At 63.4% G+C, this 17,529-nt stretch carries 21 protein-coding genes, 1 tRNA gene and 1 pseudogene; 7 read left to right on the top strand and 16 right to left on the bottom strand.

Annotated elements, in window-relative coordinates:
* Positions 1–11 precede the first annotated feature (11 nt).
* Both LGY53_RS26845 and LGY53_RS26840 read right to left on the bottom strand, forming a co-directional pair.
* A complete protein-coding gene (locus tag LGY53_RS26845; protein WP_374111240.1) occupies positions 12–1,259 on the bottom strand; it encodes a branched-chain amino acid ABC transporter substrate-binding protein in 1,248 nt (415 codons plus the stop codon).
* A 192-nt stretch (positions 1,260–1,451) separates the two neighbouring features.
* A complete protein-coding gene (locus LGY53_RS26840; RefSeq protein WP_167473954.1) occupies positions 1,452–2,075 on the bottom strand; it encodes an ANTAR domain-containing response regulator in 624 nt (207 codons plus the stop codon).
* 222 nt (positions 2,076–2,297) lie between these two features.
* Between LGY53_RS26840 and LGY53_RS26835 the strand changes: the two genes are divergently transcribed.
* A tRNA-Leu gene (locus tag LGY53_RS26835) sits at positions 2,298–2,384 on the top strand.
* Positions 2,385–2,426: 42 nt separating this feature from the next.
* On the opposite strand, the gene LGY53_RS26830 is transcribed toward LGY53_RS26835, so the two are convergent.
* The 13 genes from LGY53_RS26830 to LGY53_RS26765 form a co-directional block, all read right to left on the bottom strand.
* Positions 2,427–3,566, bottom strand: coding sequence for a site-specific integrase (locus LGY53_RS26830; RefSeq protein ID WP_225729493.1), 1,140 nt, complete (start codon positions 3,564–3,566; stop codon positions 2,427–2,429).
* A 304-nt stretch (positions 3,567–3,870) separates the two neighbouring features.
* Entirely contained in the window at positions 3,871–5,550 is a 1,680-nt protein-coding gene (locus LGY53_RS26820; RefSeq protein WP_225729491.1) for a helitron helicase-like domain-containing protein, read from the bottom strand.
* Entirely contained in the window at positions 5,550–6,188 is a 639-nt protein-coding gene (locus LGY53_RS26815) for a hypothetical protein (protein ID WP_225729490.1), read from the bottom strand. Before LGY53_RS26815 ends, LGY53_RS26820 begins: the two co-directional genes overlap by 1 nt.
* The gene (locus LGY53_RS26810; RefSeq protein ID WP_225729489.1) at positions 6,185–6,574 is read right to left on the bottom strand and encodes a hypothetical protein; all 390 of its coding nucleotides are present in this window, start codon (positions 6,572–6,574) and stop codon (positions 6,185–6,187) included. The genes LGY53_RS26815 and LGY53_RS26810 overlap by 4 nt, the downstream gene beginning before the upstream one ends.
* Positions 6,571–6,795: a hypothetical protein gene (locus LGY53_RS26805; RefSeq protein ID WP_225729488.1), complete on the bottom strand. Its 225-nt coding sequence runs from the start codon at positions 6,793–6,795 to the stop codon at positions 6,571–6,573. The genes LGY53_RS26810 and LGY53_RS26805 overlap by 4 nt, the downstream gene beginning before the upstream one ends.
* A gap of 181 nt (positions 6,796–6,976) precedes the next feature.
* Entirely contained in the window at positions 6,977–8,281 is a 1,305-nt protein-coding gene (locus LGY53_RS26800; RefSeq protein ID WP_225729487.1) for an FtsK/SpoIIIE domain-containing protein, read from the bottom strand.
* Complete coding sequence (locus tag LGY53_RS26795) at positions 8,281–8,508, bottom strand: hypothetical protein (protein ID WP_225729486.1); 228 nt, start codon at positions 8,506–8,508, stop codon at positions 8,281–8,283. The genes LGY53_RS26800 and LGY53_RS26795 overlap by 1 nt, the downstream gene beginning before the upstream one ends.
* Positions 8,509–8,882: 374 nt before the next feature.
* Positions 8,883–9,512 carry a DUF2637 domain-containing protein gene (locus LGY53_RS26790; protein WP_225729485.1) on the bottom strand — a complete coding sequence of 210 codons (630 nt, stop codon included), beginning with the start codon at positions 9,510–9,512 and terminating at the stop codon, positions 8,883–8,885.
* Entirely contained in the window at positions 9,496–9,780 is a 285-nt protein-coding gene (locus tag LGY53_RS26785) for a hypothetical protein (protein WP_225729484.1), read from the bottom strand. Before LGY53_RS26785 ends, LGY53_RS26790 begins: the two co-directional genes overlap by 17 nt.
* Positions 9,780–10,019, bottom strand: coding sequence for a hypothetical protein (locus LGY53_RS26780; RefSeq protein WP_225729483.1), 240 nt, complete (start codon positions 10,017–10,019; stop codon positions 9,780–9,782). The genes LGY53_RS26785 and LGY53_RS26780 overlap by 1 nt, the downstream gene beginning before the upstream one ends.
* Entirely contained in the window at positions 10,019–10,309 is a 291-nt protein-coding gene (locus LGY53_RS26775) for a hypothetical protein (RefSeq protein WP_225729482.1), read from the bottom strand. The genes LGY53_RS26780 and LGY53_RS26775 overlap by 1 nt, the downstream gene beginning before the upstream one ends.
* The gene (locus tag LGY53_RS26770; protein WP_225729481.1) at positions 10,309–10,524 is read right to left on the bottom strand and encodes a hypothetical protein; all 216 of its coding nucleotides are present in this window, start codon (positions 10,522–10,524) and stop codon (positions 10,309–10,311) included. The genes LGY53_RS26775 and LGY53_RS26770 overlap by 1 nt, the downstream gene beginning before the upstream one ends.
* A complete protein-coding gene (locus tag LGY53_RS26765; protein WP_225729480.1) occupies positions 10,521–10,976 on the bottom strand; it encodes a hypothetical protein in 456 nt (151 codons plus the stop codon). The genes LGY53_RS26770 and LGY53_RS26765 overlap by 4 nt, the downstream gene beginning before the upstream one ends.
* A gap of 197 nt (positions 10,977–11,173) precedes the next feature.
* Here LGY53_RS26765 and LGY53_RS26760 point away from each other — a divergent pair, with 197 nt between their 5' ends.
* A complete protein-coding gene (locus LGY53_RS26760) occupies positions 11,174–11,896 on the top strand; it encodes a GntR family transcriptional regulator (protein WP_225729479.1) in 723 nt (240 codons plus the stop codon).
* 61 nt (positions 11,897–11,957) lie between these two features.
* On the opposite strand, the gene LGY53_RS26755 is transcribed toward LGY53_RS26760, so the two are convergent.
* Complete coding sequence (locus LGY53_RS26755) at positions 11,958–12,794, bottom strand: hypothetical protein (RefSeq protein ID WP_225729478.1); 837 nt, start codon at positions 12,792–12,794, stop codon at positions 11,958–11,960.
* 1,868 nt (positions 12,795–14,662) lie between these two features.
* Here LGY53_RS26755 and LGY53_RS43985 point away from each other — a divergent pair.
* The 5 genes and pseudogenes from LGY53_RS43985 (at position 14,663) to LGY53_RS26725 (ending at position 17,525) form a co-directional block, all read left to right on the top strand.
* The gene (locus LGY53_RS43985; RefSeq protein WP_308102999.1) at positions 14,663–15,364 is read left to right on the top strand and encodes a WYL domain-containing protein; all 702 of its coding nucleotides are present in this window, start codon (positions 14,663–14,665) and stop codon (positions 15,362–15,364) included.
* A 39-nt stretch (positions 15,365–15,403) separates the two neighbouring features.
* Positions 15,404–15,847, top strand: coding sequence for a VOC family protein (locus tag LGY53_RS26740; protein ID WP_225729477.1), 444 nt, complete (start codon positions 15,404–15,406; stop codon positions 15,845–15,847).
* Between the two features lie 84 nt (positions 15,848–15,931).
* Positions 15,932–16,015, top strand: a pseudogene (locus LGY53_RS26735) (DUF4188 domain-containing protein); the annotation flags it as partial.
* 272 nt (positions 16,016–16,287) lie between these two features.
* Positions 16,288–16,914: a low molecular weight phosphatase family protein gene (locus LGY53_RS26730; RefSeq protein WP_225729476.1), complete on the top strand. Its 627-nt coding sequence runs from the start codon at positions 16,288–16,290 to the stop codon at positions 16,912–16,914.
* Positions 16,915–17,138: 224 nt separating this feature from the next.
* Positions 17,139–17,525: a hypothetical protein gene (locus LGY53_RS26725; protein WP_225729475.1), complete on the top strand. Its 387-nt coding sequence runs from the start codon at positions 17,139–17,141 to the stop codon at positions 17,523–17,525.
* Positions 17,526–17,529 lie beyond the last annotated feature (4 nt).

Raw genomic sequence — 17,529 nt, 5'->3', positions numbered from 1 at the left:
GGGCTACTTGGCTACTTGACCGTGTAAATCCAGATCAGCGCGTTGGCGAGCTCGCCGTTGGCACTCCACTTGTAATGCCGCGCCAGTCCGTCACCGTCGTAGTTGCGCACGAACTCGAGCAGGTCGGGGCGGGTCACCTTGCCCGCGTCGATACCCTTCGCGAGGATCGTCGCCAGATCGTAGGCCTCGACCGAGTACACGCCCGACGCCATGTTGTTGAACGCCTGGTAGTCCTTCGCGAACTTCTCCGGAGCCGGACCACACGGGCAGGTCAGCGTCGCACCCTTGGCCGCGCTACCCGCCTGCGCGATGAACTGCGGGTCGTTCACGCCGTCCGGGCCGACGAACTCGGCCTTCACGCCACCCTGCTTCAACTGCTGGGCCAGCGGCGCGCCCTCCGCGTAGTAACCCGAGTAGAAGACGGCATCCGGATTGGCCGCCTTCACCTTGGTCACCGTCGCCGAGAAATCCTTGTCACCGGCCTTGATGCTGGCCGCGCACGCCGAATCGGCCGCGCTGCCGAGACCCTCGGTGATCGACTTCGCCAAGCCGGTGCCGTAATCGCTGTTGTCCTGGATGACGCAGACCTTCTTGTAGCCCGCCGTGTTCACCAGGTACTTCGCCACCGAAGGGCCCTGCGTGTCGTCATTGGCCAGACCGCGGAAGAAGCTGGTCCAGCCGTTCTGGGTGAGCGTCGCGTTGGTGGCCGACGCGGTGAGCGAAGCCAGGCCCGCATCGCTGAGGATCTTGCCGGTCGCCTTCGTCTCACCAGAGAACGCCGGACCGACCAGACCGATGATCGACTTGTCGTTGACGATCTGCGGAATCACCTGGGTGGCCTTCTGCGGATCACCCTCGGTGTCGAACGACTTGATCTCGATCTTGCAGTTCGGATTCGCCTTGTTGTGCTGATCGATAGCCAGCTTCGCGCCATTGTTGATATTGATGCCGAGCTGCGCGTTCGGGCCGGTCAACGCGCCGGCGAAAGCAATGGTCACACCGGGAGCACAGGTGGCCTTACCGTCACCGGCCGGATCGGCGGCCTTCGCGGTCTCGGACTTCGGGACCTGCTTACCGTCCTTGTCCACCTGAGCCACCGGCTGGATCGACAGGCCGCTCGAAGCGCCCTCGCTGGTGCCGGAAGATTTGTTGTCGTTACCGGTCGATTTACTGCTACAACCCGTCAGCACCAGCGCCGCGGCAGCGCCGACCGCCAGCACACCAAGCGTCGTACGACCGCGCCATGTCGAACTAAGCACGTTTCACCTCTACGTCCTGTGCTCCCCCCGGCATCACCGAGAGGGGACCGACCACTGTCGACCCGGTCAGAACATAGCGTTGGCGCGTTAGATCCGCATCACATTCGGATCATGTCGATGACATTGCAACGAATTGTTCTTCGCCGAGAGGTTTCCGGTACGTAAAATTTCCAGCCGTGATGCTGGAACTTGTCACTGTGGCGTCAAGTTCTCCAAGACGACCTCCGCAACAGCCTTCATCGTCGTCCGCCGATCCATCGCCGTCCGCTGAATCCACTTGAACGCCTGCGGCTCCGACAACCCCTGCGTCTGCATCAAGACGCCTTTCGCCCGCTCCACCAACTTCCGCGTCTCCAAACGATCGGCCAGATTGGCCACCTCGCTCTCCAACGCGGTGATCTCATGGAACCGGCTCGCCGCCAACTCGATCGCCGGCACCAGATCCGACTTCGTGAACGGCTTCACCAGATACGCCATCGCCCCGGCATCCCGCGCCCGCTCCACCAGATCCCGCTGGCTGAACGCCGTCAAAATCACCACCGGCGCAACACGTTTCGACGCGATCTCCGCCGCGGCATCGATACCGTCCCGACGCGGCATCTTCACATCCATGATCACCAGATCCGGCCGGTGCTCCACCGCTAGGTCGACAGCCTGCTGACCATCACCCGCCTCACCGACAACCTGATAACCCTCCTCGGTCAACATCTCCACCAGATCCATCCGGATGAGCGCCTCGTCCTCGGCCACAACGACCCGCTTCGCCCCGGCTTCCCGCTTCACGCCGGCGCCCCCTGCTGTAGTCCGCTCACTCATAGGTAGACCCCTCTGGTTCCGATGCCTGTCCCGACACGCCGAACGCCAAGCCGTTGGAGCCCTACGGACCGACGACCCGTCATCGCGCAATCGAGTGATGTAAAGAGTACCTTTCAGTTGCGCATAGAACGCATATACCCTGCGCAAACCGTGCCGTGGCGCACACCGACGCAACCCATTCGGTGTTTTCGCCCTCCACCCGCTATAGTCGTCACCCGGTGCGCCGAGTTGGCGGAACTGGCAGACGCGACGGTCTCAAAAACCGTTGTCCGAAAGGACGTGTGGGTTCGAGTCCCACACTCGGCACCAAGGTAGATGGCGGTTTCGGCGATCACTCCCGACGCTCCCCAGTCAGGCAGTCCGCAATTGGTCCGCAGCTGCTCGGGCACCGGCGTCCATTCCATCGGCCACGGTGTCCAAATCGTCCGGGAACAGATGCCCGTACAGGTCGAGCGTCAACGTCGCTGTTTTGTGTCCGAGCATCTTCTGCACGACCTTGATGTTCCCCCCGGCACTGATTGCCAACGACGCTGCCGTGTGCCGGAGACCGTGCGGCACAACGCCATCCAGCCCAGTCGCCCTAACCGCCTCGTCGAACACCCACCGGAATTCCGTCGAGGTCAGATAGCCGCCCTTGTGACTGGGGAACACCAGCCAGTCCGACTTGCGGCCGTCGAGCAGCTTGCCGAGCTCCTTGACCAGGATGTCCGGGATCGGAACCGCACGAGTCGTGTGGTTCTTCGTGTCCGTCTCCACGTAGCCCTCACCCGTGACGAAGGTTGCCGAACGAGTGACGCGGATACGCCGGTTCAGGAGATCAACACTGGCAGCGCGCAGGGCGATCGCCTCACCGAACCGGATTCCGGTGTATGCCAGGGTGAACACCAGCGGGCGGAAACGACCGGCCGCCATCGCGAGCTTCATCACCTCCAGATGAGTCAGGTAGCGCCGCTCCCCCGCCATCATCTGCGGCAAGTCGATTTCCTCGGCCGGATTCACCGCCAGACGCTTCGCCTTGATCGCGAACTTCAATACCTGGCTGAGCACCTGGTAGGACTGAATCACCCGAGACGCCGACAGGCCACGTCCCTCGAATCGAGTGCCGCCCTTCTCGGACAGCTCGACCACCCATTCTTGAATGTCCTCGAACTCGATGTCCCGCAACGGAGTTGAACCCCAACGCGGTTTCACGACCGTATCCAGCAAAGACCGATAGCCCGCTACAGTCTTCGGCTTACGGAATTTCTTTGTGGCAAACCATTTTTCGGCCACCACCGAGAAAAGCACGGCACTGCGGTCAGGATCAACCCACGTTCCGGTGACCACCTTGGTCGTCACATCACCGTCAAGGAATTTCTGCGCCGCCGCCTTGGTGTCGAACGACCGGGACCGTTCCACCCCATTCGGGTCGACATAGCGCGCCCGCCAACGCTTGCCCTTGCCGAACCGATCTTCGGACTTCTCCTTCTTTTTCGACTTCTTGCCCGTCATCGGGTCCACCACGGTAACAGTCGGGTACCAGCGGTCCTCGATGCCCGATCGCGGATTACGACGTGTAGCAACCATTTACGCAGCCTTTCCGCCACGCGCAGTCAGTCGAGCCTGTTCCTCAATCCAGGCAATCACGACCGTTCGCTTCCACACCCGTCGTCGAGGGCCTAGCTTGAAGCTTTCCGGGCCATAACCGACATGTGCCCACCACCGCCAAGTAGCTTCCGGAATCCCGGTCAGCTTCTCGCAATCCTTGGCGCGCAAGTACTGTTCGCCATCCTCCATCAGACTTTCCTCCTGTTCCCTATGCGGCCGTCTGCATTGCCGAAAGTTGTTGCGCCCCCGGCGGACTGGCGGCGAGTTGGCGTGTGGTGAGTTCGGCGCGCCATCGAGTACGTTGCGCGATGTGGTCCATGATCAACTGGTCACGCGGTGGGCAGTGCTGATCACCGGGTTCGACCGGAGTGATCTGAAGCCGGTCGGTCTCGGGAAAGGTCATGCCGACCTTGCCGAGCAGCTGTCGAACGAATTCGACCCGGTCGGCCTTGTGGTCAGCCAGGGTCTTGCCCGTCCATTTCCTCGAGTTCAGGACACGCCGACCGGGCAAGCCGAGGGTGTCTCGGCGGTGCGCTTTGCCACGACAGCGTCCCGGGATCGTTTTCTCGGTCGCGCCCTGGGGCACGATGCCGAACCGCAGCCATACCGCGCATGTTTCGCTGCATGGGGTGTGCTGGAGCTCGGCGTGTAGCCGGTCGTAATGTACTGCGGCCCTGGCGGATTGGGGTTCGAGGACTTCGGCGATCGACTTGGTCAGGTATTTGGTGACGTAGCCGATGGTGCGGGCGGCTTCCTGGGTGCCGCCGATCACGCCTTTGATGTGTTTCGGGTCGATCTGGGTGCCGAACTTGATGACGTGCGCCGGTTTCAGGTTGTCACGGGCGTCATCGAACCCCGGCAACGCCGTCCCGGTGTCCGGGTCGACGAACGTCGCTTTCATGGTGTCCCACACCGGTATTCGACCGTGCCCGTACACCTCGTTCTCCGGATCGTGATACGGCCACCACACCTGGTGATAGGTCGCGCGGGCCACCTGTTTGACGACCTCACGCGGAATCCGGCCCCGGATCAGCATGTGCACGTGCGGGGCACCGCGTTTTTGCGGTTCCACCACTTCCCAGTACTGGACGTTCCAGCCGACGCAGCGACGCAGGTTCTTCTTGAACCGGTCACGCAACGCCGCGAAGTGCACGATGTCGCGTGCGGCGGATTGGTAGTCGTAGGTGTCCGGGTCACGCGGTGAACCATCCGAGGCAGGCTTGCCGTCGGTGTCGCGCCCGCCATCGGGGTTGATCTTCCCGTAGGAGGGCAGGGTGAGGGTGATCATCATCGAGGGCCGATACTTGCCCGCGAAGATCTCCCCAATCGTGGTGCGGCCCACCTTCTTTCGCGGTAAGTCCGGCATGTCCTGGCGGCGTTTCGTCGAACGGATACGGCGTTTCTTGGGCAACGGGTCTAGCGCGTCAAGCCGGGCCGTCCAGCCGGTATCGTGTAGCTCGGCATCCAGGTCCGCGACCAGTTCGCGGATGCCGTCCATCAGGTACTCATCACCTTCGGCCTTGGCGGCTTGGTAGTCGTCGAGCAGGTTCGCGCGCGCGGTTAGCAGATGGACCTGCCACTCGGTCGGTTCCGGTTTCTCGTCCACCGGTTCGGCATCCAGGTGCCAGCCCTCGTAGCATTGCGTAACCCGCAGCGCCCGAGCGACTTTCGCGCACGCTGGACACGTTGAGGCGATCGTGGCCTTACACGGTGTAGCGACGTAGGTCTCGGTGAGTGTTCTCGGATCGTAGATGCGCATCGGAATCGGGCGCTTGCACACGCCGAACTTCTCTGCCGTGGCGATCGCGATGTCGTAGAAGTTCGGTTTAGCGTGCCGCTCGGCGGCTATTTCCCGCTGCGGCACAACAGTTTCGGTATCGACGTCCATTACGCTGCCCCCTTTCTCCGGTCGTGCCCATCCCCGATCGTGGGCAGTTCGATCGGTTCGGCCAGTGAATCGGCGCGCCGGAACACCAATTCGATGGTGGCGGGGCCGATGATCGTGGCCCGGCATTCCTGCGCCCGGAACGCGTGCACCAGGTGGTCGGTGCGGTTCTCCCAGTCAGCGGGGCATTGCCCGGGCAGCATCCGCACCCGCAAGCGGTCCACGGTCTTGCCGATCTCGACAGCGAGACAACGCGGGATCACCTGCCTGCCACTGTCGTCGGGGATCGTGAGATGACAGGCGGTGAGCAGGCGAGCCCAGCGGCACCCGTAACGCCACCACGCCAGGAACCGTGTCCGCGCCCGAGCGGTGACCCAGCGATCGAACGTTGCCGGGAATTGGTTGCGCCACACCATGAGTGCCGTGACCGAGAGCGCCGCGACCGCGATACCCGCGATCGGCCCGGTCGTGATCGTGACCGTGATGACCATGGCGACCGGGATCGAGATCATCGGGAACAGCAGCGCCCACCGGACCGCGACAGCGGCACCGAGCAGCAGCCACCACGCGGTGTTCAGCACCGCCAACCCGATCAAGTCGAACGGATCATGCTGTGGTGCACCGTCTTTCGTGTTCATCATGAGCTTTCACCAGGCCGTTCGAACAATGTCAGCTGATCGGTAGCGGCCGTTTTCCGGCGCGTGGCGCGTTTGGGTAGCGGCGCTGCGGCAGCTGCGACCATGGGGTTGACGCGACCGGTGACCGAAGTAGCGCGGCCGATCTTCACCTGTGCGGCGGCGTCGACGAATCGAGTGAACCGTGACCAGGGTTCCTGCGGGACCAGCTGCCAGCCCTCGGGCCGTCCGGTGTGTTTGTCGGCGGCGAGGTGACGGACCTTGCCGATCCGGAGCGCGCCACCCCGGACCAGATGGCCGTTGATCTCGTAGACGACATCACCCGTGCGGACCCGATCGGGAGTGACGAGGTAGAAGAACACCGGTTCATCCCGGTAGGTATCGGTGTTCATGACCGCACCTCCGTGTAGTGAAGGCAGCCGTCGCAGTACACGACCCGGTCGGTCTCGACGCGCCATCCCGTCGCCGCCAACCGCCGTACGATCTCGATGTCGTCGAGGGTGCCCAGGCAGCAGGCTTCACGCGGGCAGTCCGGGTCACCGCAATGCCAGGGCTGACCGCATCCCGTGCAGTAGACGAGCAGGTGTGTTTCGGTGACGAATCCTGATTTCATGACCGGCCCTCCTTCGCGGCCGGTAGAGCGAGTTCGGCGTAGACGCGTACGCCGTCCCCGTTCCGGTTGGGGTAAGTGCGGTCACGGACAGTCATCCGTAGCCCGTCAGCGCCGACCAGGGTTGCCAGGACGGCTGTAATGTCTGCGAGATCACCCGAAAGGCGCAGGAGCACAATCCCGTTCATGCCGCCGCCTCGCTTTCGTCGCCGAGGTCATCGGGATCGAAGTCCGGTGGAGCCGAACCCGGTGCCGCAGTGCCGATGTCGTGGTGCAAGCCGTATTCGCGGACCAGCCAGGCGATATCGTCGTCGGAGACCCAGTAGAACCGGACCCTGGTCAGGGCGGTCGAGCCGTCCTGTTCGATGTAGCCGACACCCGGTGTGCTGTCAGGGATCTCGTCGCAGCGGGCACCCCGGTCACGGGCACCGGCCCCGAAGATCATGCCGACCTGGGTCGGTTCGTCCAGACGCAGCCCGATCCGGACCGGGAACAGCTGCCGCTGCGGCATGGTCTCCTTCGACGGATCCTGCACGAACGCGAAGATGCTGATCGCGGTAGCCCGCGCCTGGGTCAGCAGCAGACCGAGCAGTTCCTCGAACGCGGTACGGGTATCGCGGTCGGCGTAGGCGGACAGGGCTGCTGCCTCGTCGAGCAGGATCAGGATCAGCGGTTCCTCGGTGGTCGGGACATGCTTGCGCAGGCCCGCCGCAACGAGTTTGGCTTGCCGGTCCCGCATCACCGCCACGGCCTCTTTCAACAACGCGAGGATGCGTTCGGCGGTTTCGTACTCGAACCGGACGAACAGCTTTGCCGCGGGGCTGAACTCGACTCCGCCCTTGGGGTCGATGCACCACACGTCGACCAATCCGTCCTGGATCGCGGGAGCCAGGCCAGCCAGGATCGAGTAGGCGATGCTGCCTTTCCCGGATCCGGTAGCGCCGGCGGCGAGACCGTGGGTGCCCAGAATCGGGATGCGGGCGATCTCACCGGTTTCGGTGACCCCGACCGGGACCGCTCGCAGGTCCACCTCGTTGTGGACCCCCGACAGCACTGTCGGGTCGGCGAGTGTGTCGAACACCCGCAGCTGCAAGCGAATCCATCCCGGAGCAGGCGAGACCACCGTCACCTTCGGCACCCCCAGCACGTGAGCGAACCGGTCGAGCATTTCGTCGCTGGCCCAGGTCTTGCGGGACTGGCCCGCCAGCATCAGGAAATCGGCATCCAGGCCGTGATCGGTGTAGCCGTAGCCCTCCAACGGCGGGAACCCGGCATCCGGGGAACCCAAGCCGAGGCGATGCAGCATCATGTTCGTCTGCACCGGATCGGCCAACACAAACACCGCCGTCCGCAACTCTGGTGGGGCATCGGCCACGATCGCCTCATGGGTCCATTCGTGCGGGTCACGCCGCACCAGGCAGGTACCGAGGACGGCTCCGACCACGCCACTGACAGCTGTGGCGGACAGCACGATCGGCAGTATCGACATCACGCCACCCTCCACAACGGACCGATAGCCACCGTGACACTGTGTTCGGCCAGCAGATTCGGCAGCACCGCCGACAAAGCGCGGGCATCGGGCATGGACAACCGAATCTCGGTGCCGCCCAACTCGAACGACACCACAGCAGCCGTCTCACCATCCCGGTAGCGGGACGCGGCAACGTATTTCACGTTCCGCAGCACGCCGACAACGGCGGCATTCGTGGTCGACATCAGTGCTCACCCCTCCACCCCGGTTCGGTGCAGAACATCACGCAAATGTTCGGCAGTGCTGGAGTCGGCGGGGTGGTCGCGCAGTTGGTCAGGCAGCCGATGCCCGAATACGACGGGACGGTCGGGGAAGGCTCGCACAGCATCACGCAGCCATCGGCGCGGACACTGCTGCGATGGGCCACCAGATGCGGTGCGCGATCAACGGCAAGCGATAGCAGACCCGCCACCGCGATCACCGGAATCGCAGCCAACGCGATGTACGTGGGTCGGGTGGATGGGACAGGGGACGTAGGTACAGGCATCAGGCACCCCTCCTCAATGGGTGACTTGATAGATGAAACAGGTTGAACGACTTGATATTTGAGACGAGCACGCTATGCACCCACCTCCAACGGCAACATCTCGGCTTGCAGTGGCCAACCGGCGCGTCCACGTCGCTGCGGGCGAGGCGACGCCGCCATCACGGGCACCGGATCGTTCTGTGCGGGCAGGGATTCGCTCACCGCGACCGGTTCAGGCTGGGCCTTGGCACTCAGGTCCGGCAGTGGTTCGGTGACCGCCACGTTTTCGGGGACCGCTGCCGAATCCTGTTGTGCCGCACGGACCAGCACCGCCAAGCCATGGGTGTCGACCAGCAGGCTGACCGGGGCGATAGCCGCGACCACCGCCGCCCACACCGGCGGAAGCGGATGACCCGCCATGACCGCGTGCAGGGCGTTACCAGCGATCGAGACCGCCGCGCCGACGATCAGCACCCCGGTGAACCAGCGGCGTTCCGGCGAGCTGGCCAGCACCAGTGCCGACACGGTCGCCTGCACGATGGTGCCGTCGATGATCACCGGGAACAGCCACGCCCACCGGGACGGCAGGTGCGCCAGCAACGCCAGCTCACGCAGAGCGACGAAACTGAGCACAAACGCCGCCGTCCCGATAGCAACGATCACCACCACCGCGACCCAGCGTGCAGCGACCATGGCCCGCGACTTCTCAGCCGTGGCAGCCACTGCCCTCACCGCTCAAATCAGCATCAACCAGCGAATCCAGTTGCGGCAGAAGATAATCCATCAGATAACGCAGGCTGTGCGCCAGGAACACATCCAAGCCGACAACCGCATCCTCACCAACGCGAAGCAGCAACATCGGTGTGCCGCAACCGACCAGCGCGACCGTCGCCGCCAGCTCTCCTTGACGGTGCACACCACGCACGCCCTCACCGACACTCAGCACAGCCGGATGCCCGTACGGATCATCAACACCGAAGTCATGGTTCATCAGGCCACCGACCTCTGCGCCGACGCGTGCTGCACCAACGCCACCGCGAGCGCTTCCATCAAGGCATGCGCGTCATCGGCGGTCAGTTCGAGGGTGACGTCGCCGTCCTCACCAAACAGGACCTGCACCGACGCCGGAATCTGCTCCGCACGCCGACCCGACCCGACCCGATACGCCGGAAAATATTCCACCGAGCGGATACCCGCCACAGCCGTGGTGGTGTGCACGAAGGTCGCCATCACGCCACCGCCTTCCGCTCAGCCCACAACTCAGCAGCAGCATCGGCGGACACGAACCAGCTCGGCGTAATCCACACCCCCGCACCGGATTTCGCGCCTCGATCCAGCTGGCCATCCATCACCGCCACCGCAAGCTTGTGCAACAGCTCCTTCGCGAGCGGCACCGTCATGTACAGATGCCCCGAGCCGGTCTCAATGACCACCTTGCCGATACGTTCGCAGTAATCAGCGCAAATCTCGTTGTCACACAAGCTGTTACACGAATCAACCGACATCCACAGGTCGCTCATCACGCCACCGCCTTCTGCTGATCAGTGACGTACTCGGCGTAATCGTGCTGGGCCAGCACATTCGGCAGCGCCTCCAACAAGTCCCGTGCGTCTGGGACCGTCAACACCACTCGGGCCTCACCGATCCGGAACGACACATACGAGGGCTCGTATTTGATGCCACGAAGTTCGCCGCCGACACCAGCCGTCGCGACAACCACGAAAGACGACATCACGCGACCGCCTTCCGATCGCGCGGAGCAGCTGCCGAGTGATCACCCGGAGCCACCGTGCCCGAAGCGTCGCCCTTGATACCCGTCGCGAAATACAGGTAGGTCAGCTTCGCGTAGTCGCCCGACTTTGTCACCCGAGGCTGAACCATCAGGTTCTCGAACTCCACCTCGACCAGACCAGGCCGGATCTCCTTCCCGGTCGGAATCGGCTGCACCGGAGCCAGGAAAATCAGCTCCAAGCCCGCATCCGTACCCCGGACATCCTCCGAGAAGTCCCAGACCTTGGCCTTCCACTTCAGAAGACCCGTCTCCTCATCCCGCTCAGGCTCATTCGTATACGCCTTCTTGCGGTCGTTGTACTTCATCATCAGCACGGGCACCCCGTTGATCGCCGCCCCGTTCGGGAAGATCACCCCATGTGGAGCGAGAAACCGCTGATTCCACTTCACACCCATTGGTTGAAACTCCTTGCATCCGTAGCAATTTCGAGTGAATGACCTTGCAGATCAGGTCATGACTCCATCGTATCCGTAGCTACGTATCCGTAGCAAGAATCTACGGATCACAACTTCGCATACGTAGCTCAACCAATGCTGAAGGGTTAAATGCGTATACGTAATTGCGTATACTGAACATGGTTATCATTAAGGCGATGACAAGGAAGGACTACAACCACATGCCCGAGCCGGAATACGACTACGTCTCCCTTGCAGCCGACTACGCGCGACGGATTCGTACCGGCGCATATCCGCCAGGGATCCAGTTGCCCAGCTACTCGGAGATCGCCGCCCGGCACAACGTGTCCGAGATGGTGGTCAGGAAGGCGATCGAGCTACTGAAGAGTCAGGGCATGGTGCGTTCAGTTCGACGGCGCGGCATCTTCGTTAGCGATCATCCGAATCTTGTTCGGGCCGCGCCTGAACGTCAGATGGAGAACCCCGAAGACACCTTCGGGCACGAATCGGATCGAGACGTTCGTATCGAACGCAGCAATCAGCATGTACCAGCAACCGAAGAGCTGGCGGAAGTGTTCGGAATCAGCGTAGGCAATGAGCTGTTGCACGTCGTTACACGAGCAACCGAAGACGGTCGGCCCGTGTCGATTTCGGACACTTATCAACCGGTCGGCGCGCCGGACATCTCGAACGCATCCGTCCTCGAGGAAACGGTAGCTGATCGCCTTCCGGTAACCAGCCATGCCACATGGCTTGGTACGCCGTCCGGCGACTTGGTCAAAACCGTTCGACAGCGATACATCGGTTCCGACGAGCGAGTGCTCATGCTGTCGGACATCTCATATCCGAGAGATCGTTACGACGCCTTCGTATTCCGCATGACGCTGACCGAACCGTTGAAGCAATCCCCCAGTTCATAAACAACGTTTCGGCCTCGACACGCCTGGTCAAATCGTAGCCGCCTACGAGCAGCCAGGCGTATCAGCGTCGCGACCAAGCCTGCGCGGTATCCGAAAGATTCCACCACGAAACATATTGCGCGTCTTGGGAATCCAGCGTCCACGACTCACCGAGCATATCGAAGAAGGCATCATCACCGGTCTTACCGCCCTTCTGCTCACCGACGAAGATCAACCTTTCGCCACCAGCTTCCGCAAACGCTGAGAGAGCTTCGGACGCCATGGTGTTGCCCCATCCTGGTGGCCAGCACAGGAACAGAACGTGATCCGATCGGCTGCCTACACGTGCATCAAACTCGTCCAAACCGCCGACATGGTGCCAAACATCCTGCAACCCTGCCGCTCCGGGAAATGAGGCGTTCTGGCTCGTATCCGGCGGTTCAGAGTCGTACGCATCTACCGTCAGGCCAGTTCGCGCTAGTTGTGCCGCCCAGTATCCGCGTCCTGCTCCCAGCTCAACCACTGGCCTACCTTGGCAAAAATCTGCGATCCAGCGAACGGTCTCTGGCGCCGGAACCGCATAGGCATATACAGCCTGCAAGATTGTCTGTGCGTACCCGAGTCGCGAACTCCCTTGCGCCCGACCACCATTCACTACGCGATGACCATCATGCTCGGACACCGATGGACCCACGATGTCCCAATACGGATTGCCAGTCTCGGACCGGCCGCCCGTCATGTAGTGCACCATGCGCAAGTCGAATGCTGCGTCCGCCTGCTCGTCGCCAGTACCCGACAGCATCGGTGCCGTATCCAGGTAGTCCGCCACCTTCGGGTACTCAGTCCGCAACCGCTGCGCGTCACCCAGCAGCGCGGCCAGTTCGTCCCGACGTTCCGCCGTCAGCACCAGATCAGTCATGCACCCGATTCTTCCGTGTCACAGCCGATTCCGGTGATCGTTGCCGAATTTGGCCATACAGGATCAAGGCGGCGCGCTGCGCGCGCCGCGCCACGCAACCGGCCGCACATGCGGCCCGGCTCCGCTTCGCTCCGCCTACCGGAGCGTCGGGCGCGTCGCGACACACGCAGCACGCCGCGAGATCCTGAATCGCCTGTACGGCATTGACTTCCGCATGAATGACGGAATCGAATCGGGTGGGAGACTCCACCGTCGAGATTGACCTATCGAATCCCAGCTGTGATCAGCTGACTATCGGCCAGGTCGAGCCGAACCCAACTCCGCCCGCCGACCATCGTTCCGAGGTGGCATCACGGCCAGTTGGGGTGCCCCTTCCTCATGCGCCTATTGTCTCGCTCCACTCGGGCGTATCAAGGGCGCTTCGCGTCGCTACGCGATGCCTACGGCACCCTTGACACACCCGACTTCCGCTGAGGGCGGCAAGTATGAGGAAGAGGGAAAGGGTAGGCAGGGGACGGATAGGCGATCTATCTGCCGCCGCCAAGCATTTGCTGCATGAGCATCATCATCATTTGCGCGAGCAAATCCATTCGTGGCACCCCCCTTCACGATCCGACACAGACCGTACTGGCACGGGATCCAGTCCGCAACCAGTCCGCAGCAGTCCCGAACTCCACCGAGTCCGACCAACGATCCCAACGACCGAATTTCCTGGTCAGCCGGACTCGGCCACCGACACCAACGCTCCCCGAATACCGCAAACGCCGAGAGTGACAACCTCAAAAACCGTTGTCCGAAAGGACGTGTGGGTTCGAGTCCCACACTCGGCACCATGGGCGACGCATGTTCGCGGAAATCGCTCAGCCTGGTGGTGCCTCGTCCTTTCTTCTGGGGGTGCAACCCCCAGACCCCGCCCGGGGGCTTGCCCCCGGACCCCCTTCTGTTGGGGTTGCGATTTGTTGTTCGGCTCCGGTTGGTTGTGGGTTTCGGTTGCATCGGCTGGCGTTGATTCTTGTGCGCCTGTCTTGGGCGGTGCCGCATCCGGTCGTTGCTGCCGCATCCGGTCGTCGCTGACGCACCCCGTTCGTGAAATCTGGCGGTGTGGCGGGCGGTGTGTCTTCTGACACAGGGGTGGGGACCTTTTGTTTAGCTTTGGGCGCGTAGGTGATTGGCGTGTGGGCGGGCGATATGCCGGTGGTGAGGTTGTGCATGGCAATTGGCTTCTCGCGCAGGATATTGCGTGTGCGGGAAGCTGGAAGGTGCTTGGGAACAACGGTATTCGGGTGGGGTCGGAACGCCGGATGCCAACGAGCCACGTGCCCAGCTCGGGCGATTACGTCGTCGTAGTGACGCGACCGCCCACCCGACGGGCCGATCACTCCGAACCTTGCGCGAAGTGGGGATCGGAATGCCGGATGCCAACGGGCCACGCGGCCAACTGGGGCGATTGCGTTGTCGTAGTGACGCGACCGCCCGCTCGACGGGCCGATCACTCCGAAGGTTGCGCGAAAGTGGTTGGGGGGCTTGATTGGATCTTTGGACCGGACGACAGCCAGTCCTCACCTCGCCGGGTTGAGGACATGCGTCTGGGCCGCGGAAGAGCAAGTCGGGTACGGCACACGGCGCGCACAGCACTGCGTAGGTAAAACCCCGGACTGGTGTCCCTGTCGAAAGCGACCCGCACGGAACCGTAGGGCATGGGCTCCGGAATGTCGGTGGCTCTGCTGGCTCCTTGGTCGGCTCGCACGGAACGGCAGGGAGTATGGCTCCGGAATGTTGGTGGCTCTGGGTGGATTCTCGCTCGGGCCGTGCGGAACTGGAGGGGCATCGGCTCCTGAGATGTCGGTGGGGCCGGGGACACTCGACGGGTGAACCGGACTGATCGGCTTTATGCGTTGGTGGAGGAGCTTCGGGGGGTTGCGCCGGGGCGGTTGAGTGCGCGGGAGTTGGCGGGGCGGTTCGAGGTCAGTGTGCGGACGGTGGAGCGGGATATTTCGGCGCTGCAGCAGGCTGGGGTGCCTATTTACGCCGATGTGGGGCGGGGTGGGGGGTATGCGATTGATAAGCGGATGTCGTTGCCGCCCTTGAATTTTTCGGCGGCGGAGACGGTGGCTGTCGCGGTGGCGCTGGGGCGGACACGGGGGACGCCGTTCGATGCGGCGGGGGCCAGTGCGTTGGGGAAGATTTTGGCGGCCATGCCGGAGGAGGGGGTGCGGGCGGCGCGGGAGTTGGCGGGGCGGGTGCAGATGTTGCAGCCGGTGGTGGCTGCGGAGCCAGGACGGTGTGCGGGGGTGGTGCGGCAGGCGGTGGCGGAGCAGCGGCCGGTGACGATGTCGTATGTGGACCGGTACGGGGCGGTGAGTGAACGGGTGCTGGAACCGATGGTGCTGATGCTGGGGCGGGAAGGGTGGTATGTGATCGGGTGGTGCCGGTTGCGGGAGGAGACGCGGCTGTTCCGGCTGGATCGGATCCAGACCGCCGAACTGATGGACGTCAAGTTCACACCGCGGCCGATCCGGTACCCGGACGACCTGCCGGCCGATGTGGCGGCGAGCAGGCTGGCGCTGTGACCGGAAATTCGGCGGAAACACCGACATAGGGTTGTCGCCATGAGCGCCGAAGCTGAACGGGCGCAGGCATTCCGGCCGCGCAGCGATGCAGAGGAGACGCATTCGATGACAACGCCACCGTTCGACACGGTCACCTGGTTCCAGATCGGCAGCGCCGATCCCGATGCGGCACAACGCTTCTACGGTGATCTGTTCGGCTGGACCGCGACCGCCGACCCGGGCAGCGGCCCCGACTACCGGATCGTCAAATATCCCGGCGCGGCCGCGCCCAGCGGTGGAATCACTGCGCTCGAGGAGGGGGACACCCGGCACGCCACCTTCGGCGTCATGGTCCGCGACGTCGCCGCCGTCTGCGCCCGCACCGCCGAACTGGGCGGCAAGGCACTGTCGGAGCCGCGAGCGACACAGAATGGCCTGATCTTCGCCGACCTACTCGACCCCGACGGCAACCGCTTCCTGGTCTTCACCCCGGCGCCGCGCTGAGCCGCGACGAGGGGCGGGTTCGGCTCGAGGGTGCTCGAACCCGCCCTTCGCCGCGCTCGTATTTCCGACCGGATCCGGCGACAGCTGTTCCCGCCGCACTGAGGCGCCCGCCGGTACAGGCGAGACCTGGACAGCCTGGAACGTTGGACTCGGTCGGCGCCGCACCGGGATTGTCAGTGAATCCGCCTATTACGGAACCGATTCCGAGTGATGACACCCACAATTTCACCCGGAACGTTTCATTCGCGGTGCCGCCGGGTAGATTCGATCATGATCACCGAATGATATTGTCCGGTGTCGCAATACAGTCCCCGGAGACCGCCGCGGTCGGCCCGTCTCGCGTGTACGGCACGCAAAGGCCAGATGAAATTGTCCTACGGAACGTGTGATTCGGGGTTATCCGACTTCGAGTTGGGTATCGAGCGATTTACCGTATCGGTATGCACGTCCTGTTCGTCTGCAATGGCAATGTCTGTCGTTCGGCGATCGCCGAGCGGCTCACCCGAGCACTGGCGGTCGAACACAATCTGCCCGGCCTGACCGCGGAAAGCGCGGGAACCCGTGCGCTGGTTGGTTTTCCGATCGAACCGCTGGCCGCACAGGCGATCACCGGCCTCGGCGCCGACCCGGAAAACTTCAAGGCGCGCAAGCTGAAGCCGGAACTGATCGACCGAGCCGATCTCGTACTCGCCATGACCCAGCAGCTGCGCGACCAATCGATCGATATGGCATTCGGCTCCGCCCCGCGCACCTACACGCTGTTGGAGGCCGCCAGAATCGCCAAGGTGACCGGCGCGCGCACCATCGCCGAATTACACGGGGCGCGCAACGATCTCTCGCTGGTGGGCCGTGAGGGCATCGCGGATCCGGTCGGCCTGTCCGAGGCCGCCTATTGCGAGGTCGGCGACCGCATCGCCGATGCGCTGGTGCCGCTGCTGCTCGCGCTGGCGCCGCACGAACAAACCCATCTGGTGGACAGCGAAGTCCCCGGACTCGTCATCCAACCGAACTCCGCCCAGGCGCCGCTCTCGGCATTCCTCGCCGCCCAGCGCGCCGGAATGCGATAGCGGCACCGGAATCCGGTACTGACCGGCCGAAATACCCGCGCGGCGAAAGATTCCGGTACCGGCGGTCGGCTGTTCCCCTGTGCGCCAACGGAGAGTGGGATTGACGCATTCCGGTGAAAAGGGATTACACTCCCCGCGGATAAACTTCCGCCGTTGGATGGTTCGACACAGGACAGGAATCAGACATGCCGAAACGAATTTCGGATGTTTCGCTCCATGTTTATGTGACAACGGAAACCCTGGACCGAGTCGTGGAATCGGTCCGCGAGGTGGTCGATCAGCACCTACGCAACCGCGAGGTGTTCGCGTGGCGGTTCACGCTACCCGTCGACGCCGACGACGCGGCCCATGTCCTGCTCGAAACCCAGTGGCGGATGGACCATCCCGGCGCGACGCCGGACGGCTGGCGCACCTACGAGATCGCCATCAGCCTCGTCGGCCCGGCCAGCAGGCTCACCGAGGCGAATGTGGCGGCGCTGGAACAGAAGCTGGCCGTTCGCATTTCGGCCCTCACCCCGCCCCCGCCCAGCACCACCATCCCGTGGACCATCCGCTGCAGGCATCGCGAAACCTACGACTCGGCCCGTCTCTCCGAGTATTTGGCGCACTAGCGCC

Source organism: Nocardia sp. JCM 34519.1, assembly GCF_020361265.1.
Classification (GTDB): Bacteria; Actinomycetota; Actinomycetes; order Mycobacteriales; family Mycobacteriaceae; genus Nocardia; species Nocardia arthritidis_A.
This window is presented reverse-complemented; position numbering and strand designations above follow the sequence as displayed.

Excerpts from the sequence above, each read along its gene's own strand:
- LGY53_RS26840 (WP_167473954.1), bottom strand. The coding sequence starts at position 2,075 with ATGAGTGAGCGGACTACAGCAGGGGGCGCCGGCGTGAAGCGGGAAGCC.
- LGY53_RS26830 (WP_225729493.1), bottom strand. The coding sequence starts at position 3,566 with ATGACGGGCAAGAAGTCGAAAAAGAAGGAGAAGTCCGAAGATCGGTTC.
- LGY53_RS26820 (WP_225729491.1), bottom strand. The coding sequence starts at position 5,550 with ATGGACGTCGATACCGAAACTGTTGTGCCGCAGCGGGAAATAGCCGCC.
- LGY53_RS26815 (WP_225729490.1), bottom strand. The coding sequence starts at position 6,188 with ATGATGAACACGAAAGACGGTGCACCACAGCATGATCCGTTCGACTTG.
- LGY53_RS26810 (WP_225729489.1), bottom strand. The coding sequence starts at position 6,574 with ATGAACACCGATACCTACCGGGATGAACCGGTGTTCTTCTACCTCGTC.
- LGY53_RS26805 (WP_225729488.1), bottom strand. The coding sequence starts at position 6,795 with ATGAAATCAGGATTCGTCACCGAAACACACCTGCTCGTCTACTGCACG.
- LGY53_RS26800 (WP_225729487.1), bottom strand. The coding sequence starts at position 8,281 with ATGTCGATACTGCCGATCGTGCTGTCCGCCACAGCTGTCAGTGGCGTG.
- LGY53_RS26795 (WP_225729486.1), bottom strand. The coding sequence starts at position 8,508 with ATGTCGACCACGAATGCCGCCGTTGTCGGCGTGCTGCGGAACGTGAAA.
- LGY53_RS26785 (WP_225729484.1), bottom strand. The coding sequence starts at position 9,780 with ATGAACCATGACTTCGGTGTTGATGATCCGTACGGGCATCCGGCTGTG.
- LGY53_RS26780 (WP_225729483.1), bottom strand. The coding sequence starts at position 10,019 with ATGGCGACCTTCGTGCACACCACCACGGCTGTGGCGGGTATCCGCTCG.
- LGY53_RS26775 (WP_225729482.1), bottom strand. The coding sequence starts at position 10,309 with ATGAGCGACCTGTGGATGTCGGTTGATTCGTGTAACAGCTTGTGTGAC.
- LGY53_RS26765 (WP_225729480.1), bottom strand. The coding sequence starts at position 10,976 with ATGGGTGTGAAGTGGAATCAGCGGTTTCTCGCTCCACATGGGGTGATC.
- LGY53_RS26760 (WP_225729479.1), top strand. The coding sequence starts at position 11,174 with ATGACAAGGAAGGACTACAACCACATGCCCGAGCCGGAATACGACTAC.
- LGY53_RS26755 (WP_225729478.1), bottom strand. The coding sequence starts at position 12,794 with ATGACTGATCTGGTGCTGACGGCGGAACGTCGGGACGAACTGGCCGCG.
- LGY53_RS26740 (WP_225729477.1), top strand. The coding sequence starts at position 15,404 with ATGAGCGCCGAAGCTGAACGGGCGCAGGCATTCCGGCCGCGCAGCGAT.
- LGY53_RS26730 (WP_225729476.1), top strand. The coding sequence starts at position 16,288 with ATGCACGTCCTGTTCGTCTGCAATGGCAATGTCTGTCGTTCGGCGATC.